We start from the raw sequence: 14,739 nt of genomic DNA on the forward strand, positions 1-14,739 counted from the left end.
CAAAAAAAGTTTCGGGTTTTCTCTTTTTACTATGGGATTTTTGAAGGATTTTTGTTTTGTCTCTTGACATATGAGATTTGATTGTATACAATTATACACGAAGTGCATTATATAAAAAGAAAGGTGACTTTTTAGTGTCAGAAAGATTCCAGGAGGTCACGAAGAAGGTTAAAATTATGGAAGAGTATCAGGACCGTTCTCTTAGAGGAAGGGTATTTGAAAAATTGAGGGAGGATATTTTATCTGGTGTCTATAAGGATTGTGATGAACTTAGGGAGATTACAATCGGTGAGGAGATGGGAGTCAGCAGGACTCCGGTCCGTGAGGCACTTAGACAATTGGAACTGGAAGGACTTGTAAAGATTGTTCCTAATAAAGGAGCCTATGTAACAGGTATTACGCCGAAAGACGTTCAGGATATTTACATGATTCGTTCTATGTTGGAAGGTATGTGCGCCAGATGGGCGACAGAGCACATCACTCCAGAACAGATTGAGCAGCTGGAAGAAATTGTTCTTTTATCTGAGTTTCATTTGAAAAAGGATAAGGACAAAGTTGTTCAGGTGTCAGATCTTGACGGTAAATTCCATCATGTTCTATATGAAGCATCCAACAGCCGGATTATGGAACATACGTTATCGGATTTTCACAAATATGTAAAGATGGCACGTATGTTGTCTGTAGGCGCAAAAAACCGGGCTGAGAAGTCCATCGAGGAGCACAAGGCAATTTTGGAAGCAATCAAAAAAGGGGATGCTGATGAAGCGGAAAGACTTGCAAATCTGCACATCATGCATGTAATGGAAAATCTTCATATCGAAATTGAAGATTAATGTTTCAAATTAAAAGAATCATATAAGTAAAGTTTATATAGTGGCAGGAGGACAAAAACATGGCGAAAATTAAAATGACAACACCAATTGTAGAGATGGACGGAGATGAGATGACAAGAATTCTCTGGAAGATGATCAAAGAACATCTTCTGAATCCATTTATTGAGTTAAATACAGATTATTATGATCTTGGACTTGAACATCGTAATGAGACGAATGATCAGGTTACATTTGATTCCGCAGAAGCAACAAAGAAGTACAAAGTAGCAGTAAAATGTGCAACAATTACACCGAATGCTGCGCGTATGCCAGAGTATAATCTGAAGGAAATGTGGAAAAGCCCGAATGGTACCATCCGTGCAATTTTGGATGGAACTGTATTCCGTGCACCGATCGTTGTAAAAGGAATCGAGCCATGCGTTAAAAATTGGAAAAAGCCAATTACCATTGCAAGACATGCTTATGGTGATGTATATAAAAATACAGAAATCAAGGTTCCTGGACCTGGAAAGGTAGAGCTTGTGTATACAGGAGATGATGGAACACAGATCAAAGAACTTGTCCACAAATATGACGGACCAGGGGTTGCTCAGGGAATCCATAACCTCTGTGGTTCTATCGAGAGCTTTGCCAGAAGCTGCTTCAATTACGCATTAGACACAAAGCAGGATCTCTGGTTCGCAACAAAAGATACAATTTCTAAGAAATATGACCACACATTCAAAGACATTTTCCAGGAAATCTTTGATGCAGAATATAAAGAAAAATTCGATGAAGCCGGTATCGAATATTTCTACACATTGATTGATGATGCTGTAGCGCGTGTTATGAAATCTGAAGGAGGCTACATCTGGGCATGCAAGAACTATGATGGAGATGTTATGAGCGATATGATTTCTTCTGCATTTGGTTCTCTTGCCATGATGACATCCGTGCTTGTATCACCGGAAGGATATTACGAGTATGAAGCTGCTCACGGTACAGTACAGCGTCATTATTACAAGCATTTAAAAGGTGAAGAAACTTCTACGAACTCTGTTGCAACAATCTTTGCATGGAGCGGAGCTCTTCGTAAACGTGGTGAACTGGATCAAAATCAGGATCTGATGGATTTTGCAGATAAATTAGAGAAGGCAACGATTGATACAATTGAGGAAGGAAAGATGACAAAAGATCTGGCTCTTATCACAACACTTCCGAATCCAACAGTGTTAAACAGTGAAGACTTTATTAAAGCGATTGCTGAAAAGTTAGTATAGAAAGAGTTGAAATGCATGGAATACTGGGATATTTATGATAAAAACAAACAGCTGACCGGGCGAAAAATGAAGCGCAATGACTGGTGCCTGAAAGAGGATGAGTATCACTTGACAGTGTTAGGTGTGATCCGCCGTCCAGATGGAAAATATCTGATTACCCGCCGCGTTCTGACAAAGGCATGGGCACCAGGCTGGTGGGAAGTTTCCGGAGGCGCTGCACAGGCAGGCGAAAGCTCCGAGGAAGCGGTACGCCGTGAGGTACTGGAAGAAACAGGATTGGATGTAAATGGCTGTGTGGGCGGTTATATGTTTACTTATCACAGAGAAAATCCTGGAGAAGGCGACAATTATTTTGTAGATGTCTATCGTTTTGAAAAGGATTTTAAAGAAGAAGACCTGCATCTTCAGACAGAAGAGACTGCAGGATATAAGATTGCAACAGCGGATGAGATCAAGGCTCTGGCTGACGAAGGAATCTTCCTGCATTATGATAGTATCAAACGTGTTTTTGAAGAGTAGAAAAATGAGCTGGCTTATTCGGCCAGCTCTTCCCATTTTTCATATAAAGTTTCAAGTTCAGCGTCAATTTCTGCACGTTCTTTCGCAAGTTCCTGACATTTTACTGAATTCGTATAAACTTCCTCCTGCGACATTAGAATATCAATTTCAGCACTTCTATCTTCCAGAACACCGATTCGTTCTTCTGTCTTTTTGAATTCATTAGCGCGTTTCCGTTCTTTTGCCTGAGCTTCTTTTTGTTCCTGCCAGCTTAACTTTGAATCAGAGGCCAAGTCAGCAGCTGCAGAAGAGGAATTATTTTCTAAGCGAGACGTATTGGAGTATGCGGCTGTCAGTTCTTCTTTTTTCTCAAGATAATAATCATAATTTCCAATATAATTTACAAACGTATGATTAACAAGATCCATGATACGTGTTGCAGTCTGATTGATAAAGTAACGGTCGTGTGAAACATAAAGAACCGTTCCTGTGTAATTATTCAGTGCATGTTCCAGAATCTCTTTTGATGTAATATCCAGATGGTTGGTCGGCTCATCGAGAATCAGGAAGTTCGCTTCAGAAAGCATCAGCTTTGCAAGGGACACGCGTCCACGTTCGCCACCGCTTAAGTCACCAATCAGTTTAAATACATCATCTCCGGTAAATAAAAATGCTGCCAGCACTTTACGGATCTGCGTGTTATTAAGATTAGGATAGTCATCGGAAATCTCCTGGAAAATAGTTTTTTCCATATGCAGAACGTGATGTTCCTGATCGTAGTAACCAATCTTTACATTAGAACCGAGACGGAAACTTCCAGAATCAGCTTTGAGTACCTGATTTAAAATCTTAAGGATTGTTGTTTTTCCGGTTCCATTGTCTCCAATGATCGCGACATGTTCCCCTCGCTTGATTTCGAAGCTGATATTTTCAAATAAAATCTGTGGTGGAAATGCTTTGCTTAAATGCTCGACAATTAAGACATCATTACCGCTGACACAGGAAGGTTCCAGTGTTAAGTGCATATCTGTATGCAGTTCCATCGGTTTTTCAACCGGGGTCATCTTATCCAGCATCTTTTCACGGCTTTCTGCACGCTTAATGGATTTTTCACGGTTGAAGGAGCGAAGCTTTTCAATGACCGCTTCCTGATGCTTAATTTCCTGCTGCTGATTCAGATACTCTTTCATTCTGGCTTCACGGAGCATTTCCTTTTTCTTGGCGTAATCTGTATAATTGCCCATGAAAGTGGTAAGCTTGCCCAGTTCGATCTCGACAACTTTTGTTACAACCCGGTTCAGAAAATACCGGTCATGAGAGACAATCAGTACTGCACCAGGATAATTCAGAAGATAAGTTTCCAGCCATGAGATGGAATTTAAATCCAAATGGTTGGTTGGCTCGTCCAAAAGCAGAATATCCGGCTTTGTGAGGAGCAGTTTTCCGAGAGAGACACGGGTTTTCTGACCTCCGGATAAAGTCGCGACCGGTTTTGCGAATTCTTCTTCTGTAAATCCAAGTCCTTTTAAAACACCAGTAATCTCACTTTCGCAGGCGTATCCATTTTCACGTTCGAATGCTACTGTGAGCCGCTGGTATGTATTCATACGTTCTTCCAGACGTTCGCCGCTTAAATGCTTCATTTCCTGTTCAATCTCACGAATCTGCCGCTCCATGTCGAGAATATCGGCTTTTGCAGTGCGTACCTCTTGATAGATCGTATGGTCATTATTCATATCCTGATGCTGTGCCAGATATCCCATCGTCTTGCCACGTGTCAGAACAACATTGCCGCCGTCCGCCTGTATCTCACCAACGATCATCTTAAGAAGTGTTGTCTTTCCAGCACCGTTCGGTCCTACGAGAGCTGCTTTTTCGTGGTCTTCTATATGAAAGGAGCCGCCGGAGACAATTACTTCTTCTCCAAAGGCTTTTTTGATATTGTGACATGCAAGTATCATCCTATCCTCCTTGATAAAAATCCTGTGATTTTGAGAAATAAAGATGCCGCAGGGCTGCGACCGCATAATTTTGGCATCATCTTATACTATTATAACGAAAATACTACAAAAAACAACTAAAAAGTTTGACATTATACTAACGATTGCCTATAATAATGAGTAGAAATTTTTGAAGGAAGGAGGTGCGGATCATGCAAAACAGGGGAATTTCACAGGCAGTTATCCGTAGATTACCCAGATATTATAGATACCTTGGGGAGCTGATCGAGCAGGGAGTAGAACGAATCTCTTCCAATGAGCTTAGTAAAAGAATGAAAGTAACAGCTTCCCAGATTCGTCAGGATCTTAATAATTTTGGCGGATTCGGGCAACAGGGGTATGGCTATAATGTAAAATATCTGTACTCAGAAATCGGAAAAATTCTTGGATTGGAACAGGATCATAATATTATTATTATTGGTGCTGGTAATTTGGGGCGTGCACTTGCGAACTATGCATCATTTGAAAAGCGGGGATTTATCTTAAAAGGATTGTTTGATATCAATCCGGAGCTTGACGGGCAGGAAGTTCGTGGTGTTCCAATTCATATGATGGACGAGCTTCCGAAATTTGTAGATGAGAACAGTATCGATATTGCAGCATTGACGATTCCAAAGGATGAGTCAATCAAAGTCGCAAAATTTCTGGCAGATCACAATGTTCACGGAATATGGAATTTTGCACATACAGATCTGAATCTCCCGGAAAGTGTGATTGTTGAGAATGTACATTTATCCGAGAGTCTGATGAGGCTGTCATATAATATATGCCGCTACAAGGAAGAACATAATTAAGGAGATAACGTGTAAAGACAGGTTTGTTCAGATAGCATCCTGGCTTTGCACGTTTCTTTCTATCAGGAGGAATCAAAACTATGAGATATTTGCCAGATGCTAAACAGATGAAAACGGCAGATTCATTTACGATAAATGAACTTAAAATCCCGTCCCTGGAACTTATGGAACGGGCTGCCAGAGCATGTGTAGATCACATTAAAGACTGGAAAATTAATTTAAATAAAATATGTGTCCTCTGTGGTTCTGGAAATAATGGCGGGGACGGCTTTGCGATTGCCAGAATGTTTGCATGGGAAGGGTGTGACGTAACAGCAGTTCTGGTCGGAAACAGAGATCACTGTACACCAGAGACTGCCTATCAGATAGAACAGTTGAAAAATACAGGAGCACAGTTTAAGGAGCAGTTTGAGCAAGAAGCATTTGAAAGTGAACCGTATACTTTAATTATCGATGCAATTTTTGGAGTTGGACTTTGCCGGGAGGTTGGAGGCAGATATGTGCAGATTATAGAGTGTGTGAATCAGTCTGATGCAGTCCGTATGTCCGTGGATATTCCTTCCGGAATTTGCGCAACTACAGGAAATGTATTAGGAACTGCAGTGCGTGCAGACTATACTGTGACAATTCAGGAGACGAAAGTTGGTCTTGTACTTGATCCAGGAAGAAGTTATGCAGGAATCTGTGTATCCGAGGATATCGGAATTGTATCACTTCCGCTGGAAAGAGATGAGGAAACAGTTTGTACACTGGAGGGAAGTGATTATGCAGCACTTCTTCCAAAACGAAATGCGGACTCTAATAAAGGAACTTACGGAAAGCTTCTTATGATCACCGGAAGCAAAGGTATGTCAGGTGCTGCATATCTTGGCGCACTTGCAGCTTACAGGACAGGTACCGGGCTGGTGCAGATCTATACTGCTAAAGAGAATCGCGTGATCTTACAGAGTCAGATTCCGGAAGCAATCATTACAACTTATGAAAAATATGATGTCAATGAACTACATCGCTTGATTGACTGGGCAGATGTCGTAGCTATAGGTTCCGGACTTGGAACAAAGAAGACTGCAAGGAAGATTTTAAAAGAAACCATTGCATATACAAAGAAACCTTGTGTCATAGATGCAGACGGACTCAATATTTTGTCTGAACATATGGATTATCTGTGTGGTGCAGATTGTGAACATTTTATCTTTACACCGCACATGAAAGAATTTGAACGGATCAGCGGTTTGAAGATTGCTGAAGTAAAAAAAGATCGTATTGCAGCACTTCGTACATTTGTTAAAGAATATGACGTTACCTGTGTACTGAAGGATTCCAGAACAACCATTGCAAAGCCGAGAGAGCGGGTAGCGGTAAATCTATCCGGCTGTGCGGCTATGGCAAAAGCCGGATCCGGGGATGTGCTGGCAGGCATTATCGCATCGTATCTCGCACAGGGACTTTCTGAATGGGAAGCAGCGCTTCTCGGTGTTTATATTCACGGAAGAGCTGGTGAGATTATAGAGAAGGAACAAGGCGCATACAGTCTTCTCGCAAGGGAACTTGCACAAAAGGCAGGAACAGCCATGACGATACAGGAGGAAAACTAGATTATGAAACAATACAGCAGAGTATGTGAACGAGTGGATCTGGATGCAATTTTTTATAATTTCCAGATGATGAAAGCAAATATCAAAGATGGGGTACAGATGATTGCAGTTATCAAAACAGATGGATACGGACATGGTGCAGTCCAGATTGCCCGGTTACTGGAACCGGTAGACTATATCTGGGGCTACGCGGTTGCAACACTGGATGAAGCTGTCGTCTTGAGAAAAAATGAAATAAAAAAACCAATTCTTGTGCTTGGATGCATTTTCCCGGATCAGTGGGAAGCAATGATTGAAAATGAAGTCCGGATGACCACTTACACAGTAGAAATGGCGAAAGGAGTTTCGAATCTTGCGGTCAAAATGGGAAAAGATGCATATATTCATATTAAGCTGGATACCGGAATGTCAAGACTTGGGTTCCAGATTCATGAAGACAGTGTAGATGCAATTGAAGAAATTTCAAAAATGCCGGGACTTAAATTAGAAGGAATGTTCACACATTTTGCAAAAGCAGATGAAACAGACAAGGCATATACAGATGTTCAGATTGGAAAATACAACTATATGCGTGATGAACTTAAAAAGCGAGGTGTCACATTTCCGATTTACCACTGCTCAAATAGTGCCGGTATCATTGATATTAAGAAAGCGAACATGGATCTGGTACGTGCCGGAATATCCATTTATGGATTGTATCCTTCCGAGGAGGTAGAAAAAAAGAATGTTCCGTTAAGACCGGCCATGGAACTGATCAGTCATGTCTCTTATGTAAAGACAGTTCCGGAAGGAACTCCGGTCAGCTATGGCGGAACCTATGTGACAGAAAAAGAGACTTCTCTTGCGACCATTCCGGTCGGCTACGGAGATGGATATCCCAGAAGTCTTTCTAACAAAGGTTATGTACTGATCCATGGCAAAAAAGCACCAATCCGCGGAAGAGTTTGTATGGACCAGTTTATGGTCGATGTGACAGATATTCCAGATGTAAAATTTGGTGATAAAGTAACACTGGTCGGTAAAGATGGTGAAGAATTTCTTCCGGTGGAGACTTTAAGTGATCTGTCTGGAAGATTTAACTATGAATTTGTCTGTGATCTCGGAAAGAGAATTCCAAGAGAATACATTCAGAATGGGCAGGTCACAGAACAGGTCGATTATTTTGATGTGTAGATGTGTAATAGTAAGAAAGGGTAAAAGCCCAGACTGGGATGCCTGTGAATGGATTTTGCTTTATTCTTGCATGAAATATAAGAATACTTCCGAAAAAGCTGGAAATACTTGTAGTATCATAGTAAAATCGGAGTGTGGACATTGTGCAGGTAAGACGTGGTGATATCTATTATGCAGATTTGAGTCCGGTGGTCGGCTCAGAACAGGGAGGGATTCGTCCGGTGCTGATCATTCAGAATGACGTAGGAAACCGTCACAGCCCGACTGTCATATGTGCGGCGATTACTTCCCGTATGAATAAGGCGAAGCTGCCGACTCATGTAGAGATAGATGCAAGAAAATATCAGATTGTAAAGAATTCTGTGGTATTATTAGAACAGATCCGAACCATAGACAAACAGCGCTTAAAGGACATGGTTTGTCACCTGGATAAAGAAATGATGTACAAAGTAGATGAAGCAATCAAAGTCAGTTTTGAGCTTCATACATAATCAAAGGAGTGAAAGAAAGTAGAATTATGGACGAGGCCAGACAGGGGACCACGGATAAGCTGATCCGTAATGTGTTCCGATACATGGATAAGAATGCCCGGGATATCATGACTCACAGGAAGAATATTGTGGCGATAGATGAGGAGGAATCTCTGGAAGATGCACTGCATTTTATGCTGGAGACGAATTATTCAAGATTTCCGATTTACAGAGAAAGTATTGATGAGATCATCGGTTTTATGCATTTGCGTGAGGCCATGACATGCTATTTGAAAAACAATTACAGAAATGTTCCGGTCAAAGAATTACATTCTTACATAAGACCTGTAGATTTTATACCGGAGTCTAAGAATATTGACCGCCTTTTTAAGGAGATGCAGGCAAAGAAAAACCACATCGTAATTGTTATGGATGAATATGGGCAGACTTCCGGTCTTGTGACACTGGAAGATATACTGGAAGAAATTGTCGGAAATATTATGGATGAGCATGATGTGGAAGAAGAATTGATCATTGTACTTTCTGCCAGTTCCTATATCGCGAGCGGTATGCTGGAGCTGGAAAAACTGGGAGACCTTTTGCATGTTACATTTGACACGGAGGAGTACGGAACACTCAATGGCTTTATGATCGACAAGCTGGAACGTATCCCGAATGAAGGCGAAGAGTGTATTGTAGTATATAAGAACTACCGATTTACCGTTCTGGAAGTGAATGATAACACAATTCAAAGAGTAAAGATTGAAAAACTTCTGATGGCGTGATAGAATAAAGAACGTGTGAAAACAGATAGAAAAGAGGAATAGAAATGTCAGGACATTCAAAATTTGCCAATATTAAACATAAGAAAGAGAAAAATGATGCAGCAAAGGGTAAGATCTTTACGAAAATCGGAAAAGAACTTGCAGTTGCCGTAAAAGAAGGTGGAAGCGCTGATCCGGCTAACAACAGCCGTCTGCGTGATGTTATTGCAAAAGCAAAAGCTAACAATATGCCGAATGATACCATCGACAGAAATATCAAAAAAGCCGAAGGGGATGCCAATGCAGCAAACTACGAGCACATTACATATGAAGGATATGGTCCGAACGGAACTGCTATCATCGTAGAGGCTCTGACAGATAACAGAAACCGTACAGCTACGAATGTAAAGAATGCATTTACAAAAGGTAAGGGAAATGTAGGAACACCTGGATGTGTATCCTTTATGTTTGATAAAAAAGGTCAGATCATTGTAGATAAGGAAGAGTTCAACGGGGATTCTGATGAACTCATGATGACCGCACTTGATGCCGGAGCAGAGGACTTCTCAGAGGAAGAAGACAGCTTCGAGATCTTTACAACACCGGAAGATTTCAGTGCTGTACGTCAGGCTCTTGAAGAAGCTGGAATTCCAATGGCAGGTGCAGAGGTTACAATGATCCCTCAGACATATGTCGAACTGACAGATGAGAAAGACATCGCAAATATTCAGAAGACTCTGGATATGCTTGATGATGATGATGATGTTCAGGATGTTTATCATAACTGGGACGAGTAAAACATAAAAAGGGGATAAGGTTATGAGTCATTACAAGATTGAAACAAAATGCATCCAGTCCGGTTATGAGCCGGGCAATGGAGAGCCGCGTGTACTTCCGATTTATCAGAGTACAACATTTAAATACAATAGCAGCGATCAGATGGGTCGTCTGTTCGCATTGGAGGAATCCGGATATTTTTATACAAGACTGCAGAATCCAACCAATGATGCAGTGGCAGCAAAAATCTGCGATTTGGAAGGCGGAGTTGCAGCAATGCTGACATCTTCTGGTCAGGCAGCGAACTTCTATGCCATTATGAATATCTGTGAAGAAGGAGATCATATTGTATGTGCTTCTGCATTATATGGCGGTACCTATAACTTGTATGCCCATACAATCAAAAAGATGGGTATTGATGCAACATTTGTTGATCCGGAATGTACGACAGAAGAGTTAAATGCCGTATTCAAAGAGAATACAAAAGCTGTATTTGGTGAAACCATTGCCAATCCGGCTCTTGTAGTATTAGATCTCGAGAAATTTGCAGCGGCTGCTCATGCACATGGCGTACCGTTTATTGTGGATAATACATTTGCAACACCGGTCAACTGCCGTCCGTTCGAGTGGGGTGCAGATATCGTAACACATTCTACTACAAAATACATGGATGGACATGCCACATGTGTCGGAGGAGCTATCGTTGACAGTGGTAACTTTGACTGGGCTGCCCATGCAGATAAATTTCCGGGACTTACAACTCCGGATGAGACATATCACGGAATCGTATACACAGAGAAATTTGGAAAAGCTGCGTATATTACAAAGGCGACTTCTCAGTTAATGAGAGATTTAGGTTCCATTCCATCACCTCAGAATTCATTTATTCTGAATCTTGGGCTTGAAACGCTTCCATTACGTGTGGAGCGTCATTGTGAAAATGCTCTGGCAGCTGCAAAATATCTGCAGGCACATGAAAAAGTAGCGTGGGTAAGTTGTCCGATGCTAGAAGGTGATAAACATTATGCACTTGCTAAGAAATATATGCCAAACGGAACTTGTGGAGTGATTACTTTTGGTCTGAAGGGTGGAAGAGAGGAAGCAGTCCGCATGATGGACAGCCTGAAGATGATTGCAATCGTGACTCATGTTGCAGATGCAAGAAGCTGTGTTCTCCATCCGGCAAGTCACACACACCGTCAGATGAATGATCAGGAGTTAAAAGAAGCTGGAGTACAGCCGGATCTGATCCGTTTCAGTGTTGGAATTGAAAATATTGATGATATTATTGCTGATTTAAGTCAGGCACTTGAACAGGTATAAAAGTATTCAAATACCTCCATACTAAGAAAAAAGTATGGAGGTATTTTTTATGGGAAAAGAAACAACTGAGGAAAAAAGAAATGAAATGAAAGAAACCGGCAGCATGAAACTTGACTCTAATAACCGGAAACATAATGTACGTCTTCTGACAATTATTGGAGAGATTGAAGGTCATGAAGCAGTATCCGGGAATACAAAAGCGACAAAATACGAACATCTTTTGCCGATGCTGGCTGAAGTAGAAGACAGCGAAGAGATTGATGGACTTCTGATCCTTTTAAATACAATGGGCGGGGATGTGGAAGCAGGACTATCTATTGCAGAGATGATTGCTTCTATTAGTAAACCGACAGTTTCTCTAGTCCTTGGAGGCAGCCATTCTATCGGAGGACCGCTGGCAGTGGCGGCAGATTACTCGTTTATCGTCCCGAGCGGAACTATGATCATACATCCGGTCAGATCAAATGGCATGTTTATTGGAGTACAGCAAAGTCTCCAAAATATGATCCGGACTCAAAAACGTATTACAGGGTTTCTTGCAGCTCATTCCCATATGAACGAAGAACGTATCGAAGAACTGATGCTTAATCCGACGGAACTTGTCAAAGATGTCGGCACACTTCTGGAAGGAGAAGATGCGGTCAGGGAAGGTCTGATTGATGAAGTTGGAGGAATGAGCCATGCATTAAGGAAACTTCACCAGATGATTGACGAAAAATAATCATTCATGTATACTATAATGTGATATGTTTTGCGCATAAGGGGGAGTAAAAAATATGGCTGCAAAGTCAAAAAAGAAAACTGGCAGAAAGCAGACAAAGAAAAAAAAGACCGAACAAAGTTTTTTAGGGGAGGAAATCTTTGTCTGGGTTACTCTGGCAGTCAGTATTTTGCTATTGATCAGTAATTTTGGATTTGGCGGAAACATTGGCGATCATGTATCCGGGGCTCTAAAGCGCGGCTTTGGGATCGTTGCCTATTTTGTCCCATTTTTACTGTTTGGAATCGTATCATTTTTAATATCAAATAAAGAAAATAGAATCGCATATATAAAATCTGCGCTTGCGCTGGTTTTTATGATCCTTACCTGTACACTTTTAGACCTGATCCATGAGATGGGCGGAAGACTTGGTAGCTTTATTGCAAACCTTCTTATACCCGCAGTCGGAGTGGCAGGTACATATGTAATTGTAATAATCTGTATGATTATCTGCGGAGTGATCATTACAGGTAAATCTGCTTTAAAGGGAGTAAAAGCAAAAGGTGATCAGGCCTATGGCCGCGCAAGAGAAGATGCCAAAAGAAGACGTAAAATTTCAGAAGAACGTAAAGCCAAGCGTGCTAAGATGCGTGAGCAGGAACAAAAAGCTGCCAAAAACACAAACTCTAACGAAAAACGATCGGATCACCGCGTAACGGGAGTTTCTCTGGCAACCAGACTTTCTGATAAGTTCCAGTCACCGGAGATGAAGGAAATAAAGAGTAATCCGGAAATGATATCGGCAGAAGATAAAAAACAACATCCGGATTTTGTGATCAACAGGGCTCCCGATATTCCAATAGAAGATATTCCGGAAGAATCAGATGTGACGGAGGAAGCTTTTGATTTTACACAGGCAGACAAGAATCCGACAGACTCTTCTTCGGGAAGTTCTGTGCGTAAAAGTAAGATGGGGGCAGCTCCGGTTGCCGATGAAGTTGCGCGTGTTGCAGCAGAAGCTGCGAAGACAACAGCGGCTGTAAGAACAAAAGCATATAAAATGCCACCGGTATCACTTCTGAATCGTGGTAGTGAAGGACGTCAGGAATCGGATGCAAAGCTTCGGGAAACTGCTATGAAGCTTCAGGAGATTCTGGCGAATTTTGGAGTAAATGTAACAGTTACAAATGTAAGCTGTGGTCCTGCTGTCACGCGTTATGAGCTTCAGCCGGAAATGGGTGTGAAAGTAAGTAAGATTGTCGGACTGGCAGACGATATCAAGCTGAACCTGGCCGCCGCAGATATTCGAATCGAGGCACCGATTCCGGGAAAAGCAGCTGTAGGAATTGAAGTTCCAAATAAGGAAAATTCTACAGTCATGCTTGGGAATCTTCTAGCGTCCAAAGAATTTAAAGACAGTACCTCTAAAATATCGTTTGCAGTTGGAAAAGATATCGGAGGTAAGGTTGTCGTTACAGATATAGCAAAGATGCCACATGTGCTGATCGCAGGTGCTACAGGTTCCGGTAAGTCTGTCTGTATTAATACATTGATCATGAGCATCCTTTATAAAGCAACTCCGGATGAAGTCAAATTAATTATGATCGATCCTAAAGTTGTGGAATTAAGTGTTTACAAAGGCATTCCACATCTGATGATCGACGTGGTGACAGACCCGAAAAAGGCAGCTGGTGCTCTGAACTGGGCAGTAGCTGAGATGACAAGGCGTTATCAGGCATTTGCGTCATTGAATGTACGTGATATCAAAGGATATAATGCGAAGATTGAATCTATGCCGGATCATGCAGATGAAGCAAAAGGACATAAGATGTCGCAGATTGTCATTATTGTAGACGAGCTTGCAGATCTTATGATGGTTGCTCCTGGCGAAGTTGAAGAAGCAATTTGCCGGCTGGCACAGCTTGCAAGAGCAGCAGGGATTCATCTGGTCATTGCAACACAGCGTCCGTCTGTCAATGTTATCACAGGATTGATTAAAGCAAACATGCCGTCAAGAATCGCGTTTTCTGTAACTTCTGGAGTTGATTCCAGAACCATCATTGATATGAATGGTGCTGAAAAATTACTTGGAAAAGGAGATATGCTCTTTTATCCATCCGGTTATCAGAAACCGGTACGAGTCCAGGGAGCTTTTGTATCGGATAAAGAGGTGCAGAAAGTTGTTGATTATTTAATTGACAAAAATGGAAATGCCAATTACGATGAAGAAGTTGTCAATCATGTAAATACATCCAATATTGGCATGGTATCTTCAAACGGACCAGGTGCCGATGAAAGTAATGGGCGAGATGCCTATTTTATAGACGCAGGTCGTCTTATCATTGATAAGGACAAGGCTTCCATAGGGATGCTGCAGAGAGCGTTCAAGATTGGCTTTAACCGTGCAGCACGTATTATGGATCAATTGTGTGAAGCGGGGATTGTCGGTGGCGAAGAGGGAACAAAACCGCGCAAAATCCTCATGACACTAGAAGAATTTGAACAATACATACAAAATATAAATACTACTGAATAATCAGAGGAGGTCAGTAT

The 14,739-nt window shown here is 41.5% G+C and carries 13 protein-coding genes; 12 read left to right on the forward strand and 1 reads right to left on the reverse strand.

The features are described 5' to 3' along the window. Positions 1-176 precede the first annotated feature (176 nt). From G593_RS0101085 to G593_RS0101095, 3 genes are read left to right on the forward strand one after another with little or no spacing between them, the layout of a single operon-like run. Positions 177-833, forward strand: a complete 657-nt coding sequence (locus G593_RS0101085; protein WP_029730457.1) for a GntR family transcriptional regulator — start codon at positions 177-179, stop codon at positions 831-833. A 59-nt stretch (positions 834-892) separates the two neighbouring features. Next, positions 893-2,092 (forward strand): NADP-dependent isocitrate dehydrogenase, encoded by a 1,200-nt coding sequence (locus G593_RS0101090; protein WP_029730458.1) that lies wholly within the window; start codon positions 893-895, stop codon positions 2,090-2,092. A 15-nt stretch (positions 2,093-2,107) separates the two neighbouring features. Continuing rightward, on the forward strand, positions 2,108-2,611 hold the full coding sequence (locus G593_RS0101095) for an NUDIX hydrolase (protein WP_005332616.1): 504 nt from the start codon (positions 2,108-2,110) through the stop codon (positions 2,609-2,611). Between the two features lie 14 nt (positions 2,612-2,625). Here the strand turns inward: G593_RS0101095 and G593_RS0101100 are convergent, their stop codons facing one another. Further along, positions 2,626-4,551 carry an ABC-F family ATP-binding cassette domain-containing protein gene (locus tag G593_RS0101100; RefSeq protein ID WP_029730459.1) on the reverse strand — a complete coding sequence of 642 codons (1,926 nt, stop codon included), beginning with the start codon at positions 4,549-4,551 and terminating at the stop codon, positions 2,626-2,628. A gap of 191 nt (positions 4,552-4,742) precedes the next feature. Here G593_RS0101100 and G593_RS0101105 point away from each other — a divergent pair, with 191 nt between their 5' ends. From G593_RS0101105 to G593_RS0101145, 9 genes are all read left to right on the forward strand, one after another. Further along, positions 4,743-5,384, forward strand: coding sequence for a redox-sensing transcriptional repressor Rex (locus G593_RS0101105; protein ID WP_005336497.1), 642 nt, complete (start codon positions 4,743-4,745; stop codon positions 5,382-5,384). A gap of 80 nt (positions 5,385-5,464) precedes the next feature. Further along, positions 5,465-6,979, forward strand: a complete 1,515-nt coding sequence (locus G593_RS0101110; RefSeq protein ID WP_005336496.1) for a bifunctional ADP-dependent NAD(P)H-hydrate dehydratase/NAD(P)H-hydrate epimerase — start codon at positions 5,465-5,467, stop codon at positions 6,977-6,979. Positions 6,980-6,982: 3 nt separating this feature from the next. Beyond that, positions 6,983-8,152 carry an alanine racemase gene (gene alr, locus G593_RS0101115; RefSeq protein WP_022278966.1) on the forward strand — a complete coding sequence of 390 codons (1,170 nt, stop codon included), beginning with the start codon at positions 6,983-6,985 and terminating at the stop codon, positions 8,150-8,152. Positions 8,153-8,295: 143 nt separating this feature from the next. Continuing rightward, on the forward strand, positions 8,296-8,643 hold the full coding sequence (locus tag G593_RS0101120; RefSeq protein ID WP_005336494.1) for a type II toxin-antitoxin system PemK/MazF family toxin: 348 nt from the start codon (positions 8,296-8,298) through the stop codon (positions 8,641-8,643). A gap of 26 nt (positions 8,644-8,669) precedes the next feature. Continuing rightward, a complete protein-coding gene (locus G593_RS0101125; protein WP_005336489.1) occupies positions 8,670-9,407 on the forward strand; it encodes a hemolysin family protein in 738 nt (245 codons plus the stop codon). A gap of 44 nt (positions 9,408-9,451) precedes the next feature. After that, a complete protein-coding gene (locus G593_RS0101130; RefSeq protein WP_022278968.1) occupies positions 9,452-10,183 on the forward strand; it encodes a YebC/PmpR family DNA-binding transcriptional regulator in 732 nt (243 codons plus the stop codon). Positions 10,184-10,205: 22 nt separating this feature from the next. Beyond that, a complete protein-coding gene (locus G593_RS0101135; RefSeq protein ID WP_022278969.1) occupies positions 10,206-11,486 on the forward strand; it encodes an O-acetylhomoserine aminocarboxypropyltransferase/cysteine synthase family protein in 1,281 nt (426 codons plus the stop codon). Between the two features lie 49 nt (positions 11,487-11,535). Continuing rightward, positions 11,536-12,207 (forward strand): ClpP family protease, encoded by a 672-nt coding sequence (locus G593_RS0101140; protein WP_029730460.1) that lies wholly within the window; start codon positions 11,536-11,538, stop codon positions 12,205-12,207. Positions 12,208-12,262: 55 nt separating this feature from the next. Further along, positions 12,263-14,722, forward strand: coding sequence for a DNA translocase FtsK (locus tag G593_RS0101145; protein WP_029730461.1), 2,460 nt, complete (start codon positions 12,263-12,265; stop codon positions 14,720-14,722). Positions 14,723-14,739: the final 17 nt, after the last annotated feature.

The organism is Dorea sp. AGR2135 (genome assembly GCF_000420885.1).
GTDB lineage: Bacteria > Bacillota > Clostridia > Lachnospirales > Lachnospiraceae > Dorea > Dorea formicigenerans.

What these genes read in the sequence shown, in the direction of transcription:
- G593_RS0101130 (WP_022278968.1), top strand. Translation starts at nt 9,452, where the DNA reads ATGTCAGGACATTCAAAATTTGCCAATATTAAACATAAGAAAGAGAAA.
- G593_RS0101100 (WP_029730459.1), bottom strand. Translation starts at nt 4,551, where the DNA reads ATGATACTTGCATGTCACAATATCAAAAAAGCCTTTGGAGAAGAAGTA.
- G593_RS0101135 (WP_022278969.1), top strand. Translation starts at nt 10,206, where the DNA reads ATGAGTCATTACAAGATTGAAACAAAATGCATCCAGTCCGGTTATGAG.
- G593_RS0101145 (WP_029730461.1), top strand. Translation starts at nt 12,263, where the DNA reads ATGGCTGCAAAGTCAAAAAAGAAAACTGGCAGAAAGCAGACAAAGAAA.
- G593_RS0101085 (WP_029730457.1), top strand. Translation starts at nt 177, where the DNA reads ATGGAAGAGTATCAGGACCGTTCTCTTAGAGGAAGGGTATTTGAAAAA.
- G593_RS0101095 (WP_005332616.1), top strand. Translation starts at nt 2,108, where the DNA reads ATGGAATACTGGGATATTTATGATAAAAACAAACAGCTGACCGGGCGA.
- G593_RS0101105 (WP_005336497.1), top strand. Translation starts at nt 4,743, where the DNA reads ATGCAAAACAGGGGAATTTCACAGGCAGTTATCCGTAGATTACCCAGA.
- G593_RS0101090 (WP_029730458.1), top strand. Translation starts at nt 893, where the DNA reads ATGGCGAAAATTAAAATGACAACACCAATTGTAGAGATGGACGGAGAT.
- G593_RS0101110 (WP_005336496.1), top strand. Translation starts at nt 5,465, where the DNA reads ATGAGATATTTGCCAGATGCTAAACAGATGAAAACGGCAGATTCATTT.
- G593_RS0101140 (WP_029730460.1), top strand. Translation starts at nt 11,536, where the DNA reads ATGGGAAAAGAAACAACTGAGGAAAAAAGAAATGAAATGAAAGAAACC.
- G593_RS0101125 (WP_005336489.1), top strand. Translation starts at nt 8,670, where the DNA reads ATGGACGAGGCCAGACAGGGGACCACGGATAAGCTGATCCGTAATGTG.
- alr (WP_022278966.1), top strand. Translation starts at nt 6,983, where the DNA reads ATGAAACAATACAGCAGAGTATGTGAACGAGTGGATCTGGATGCAATT.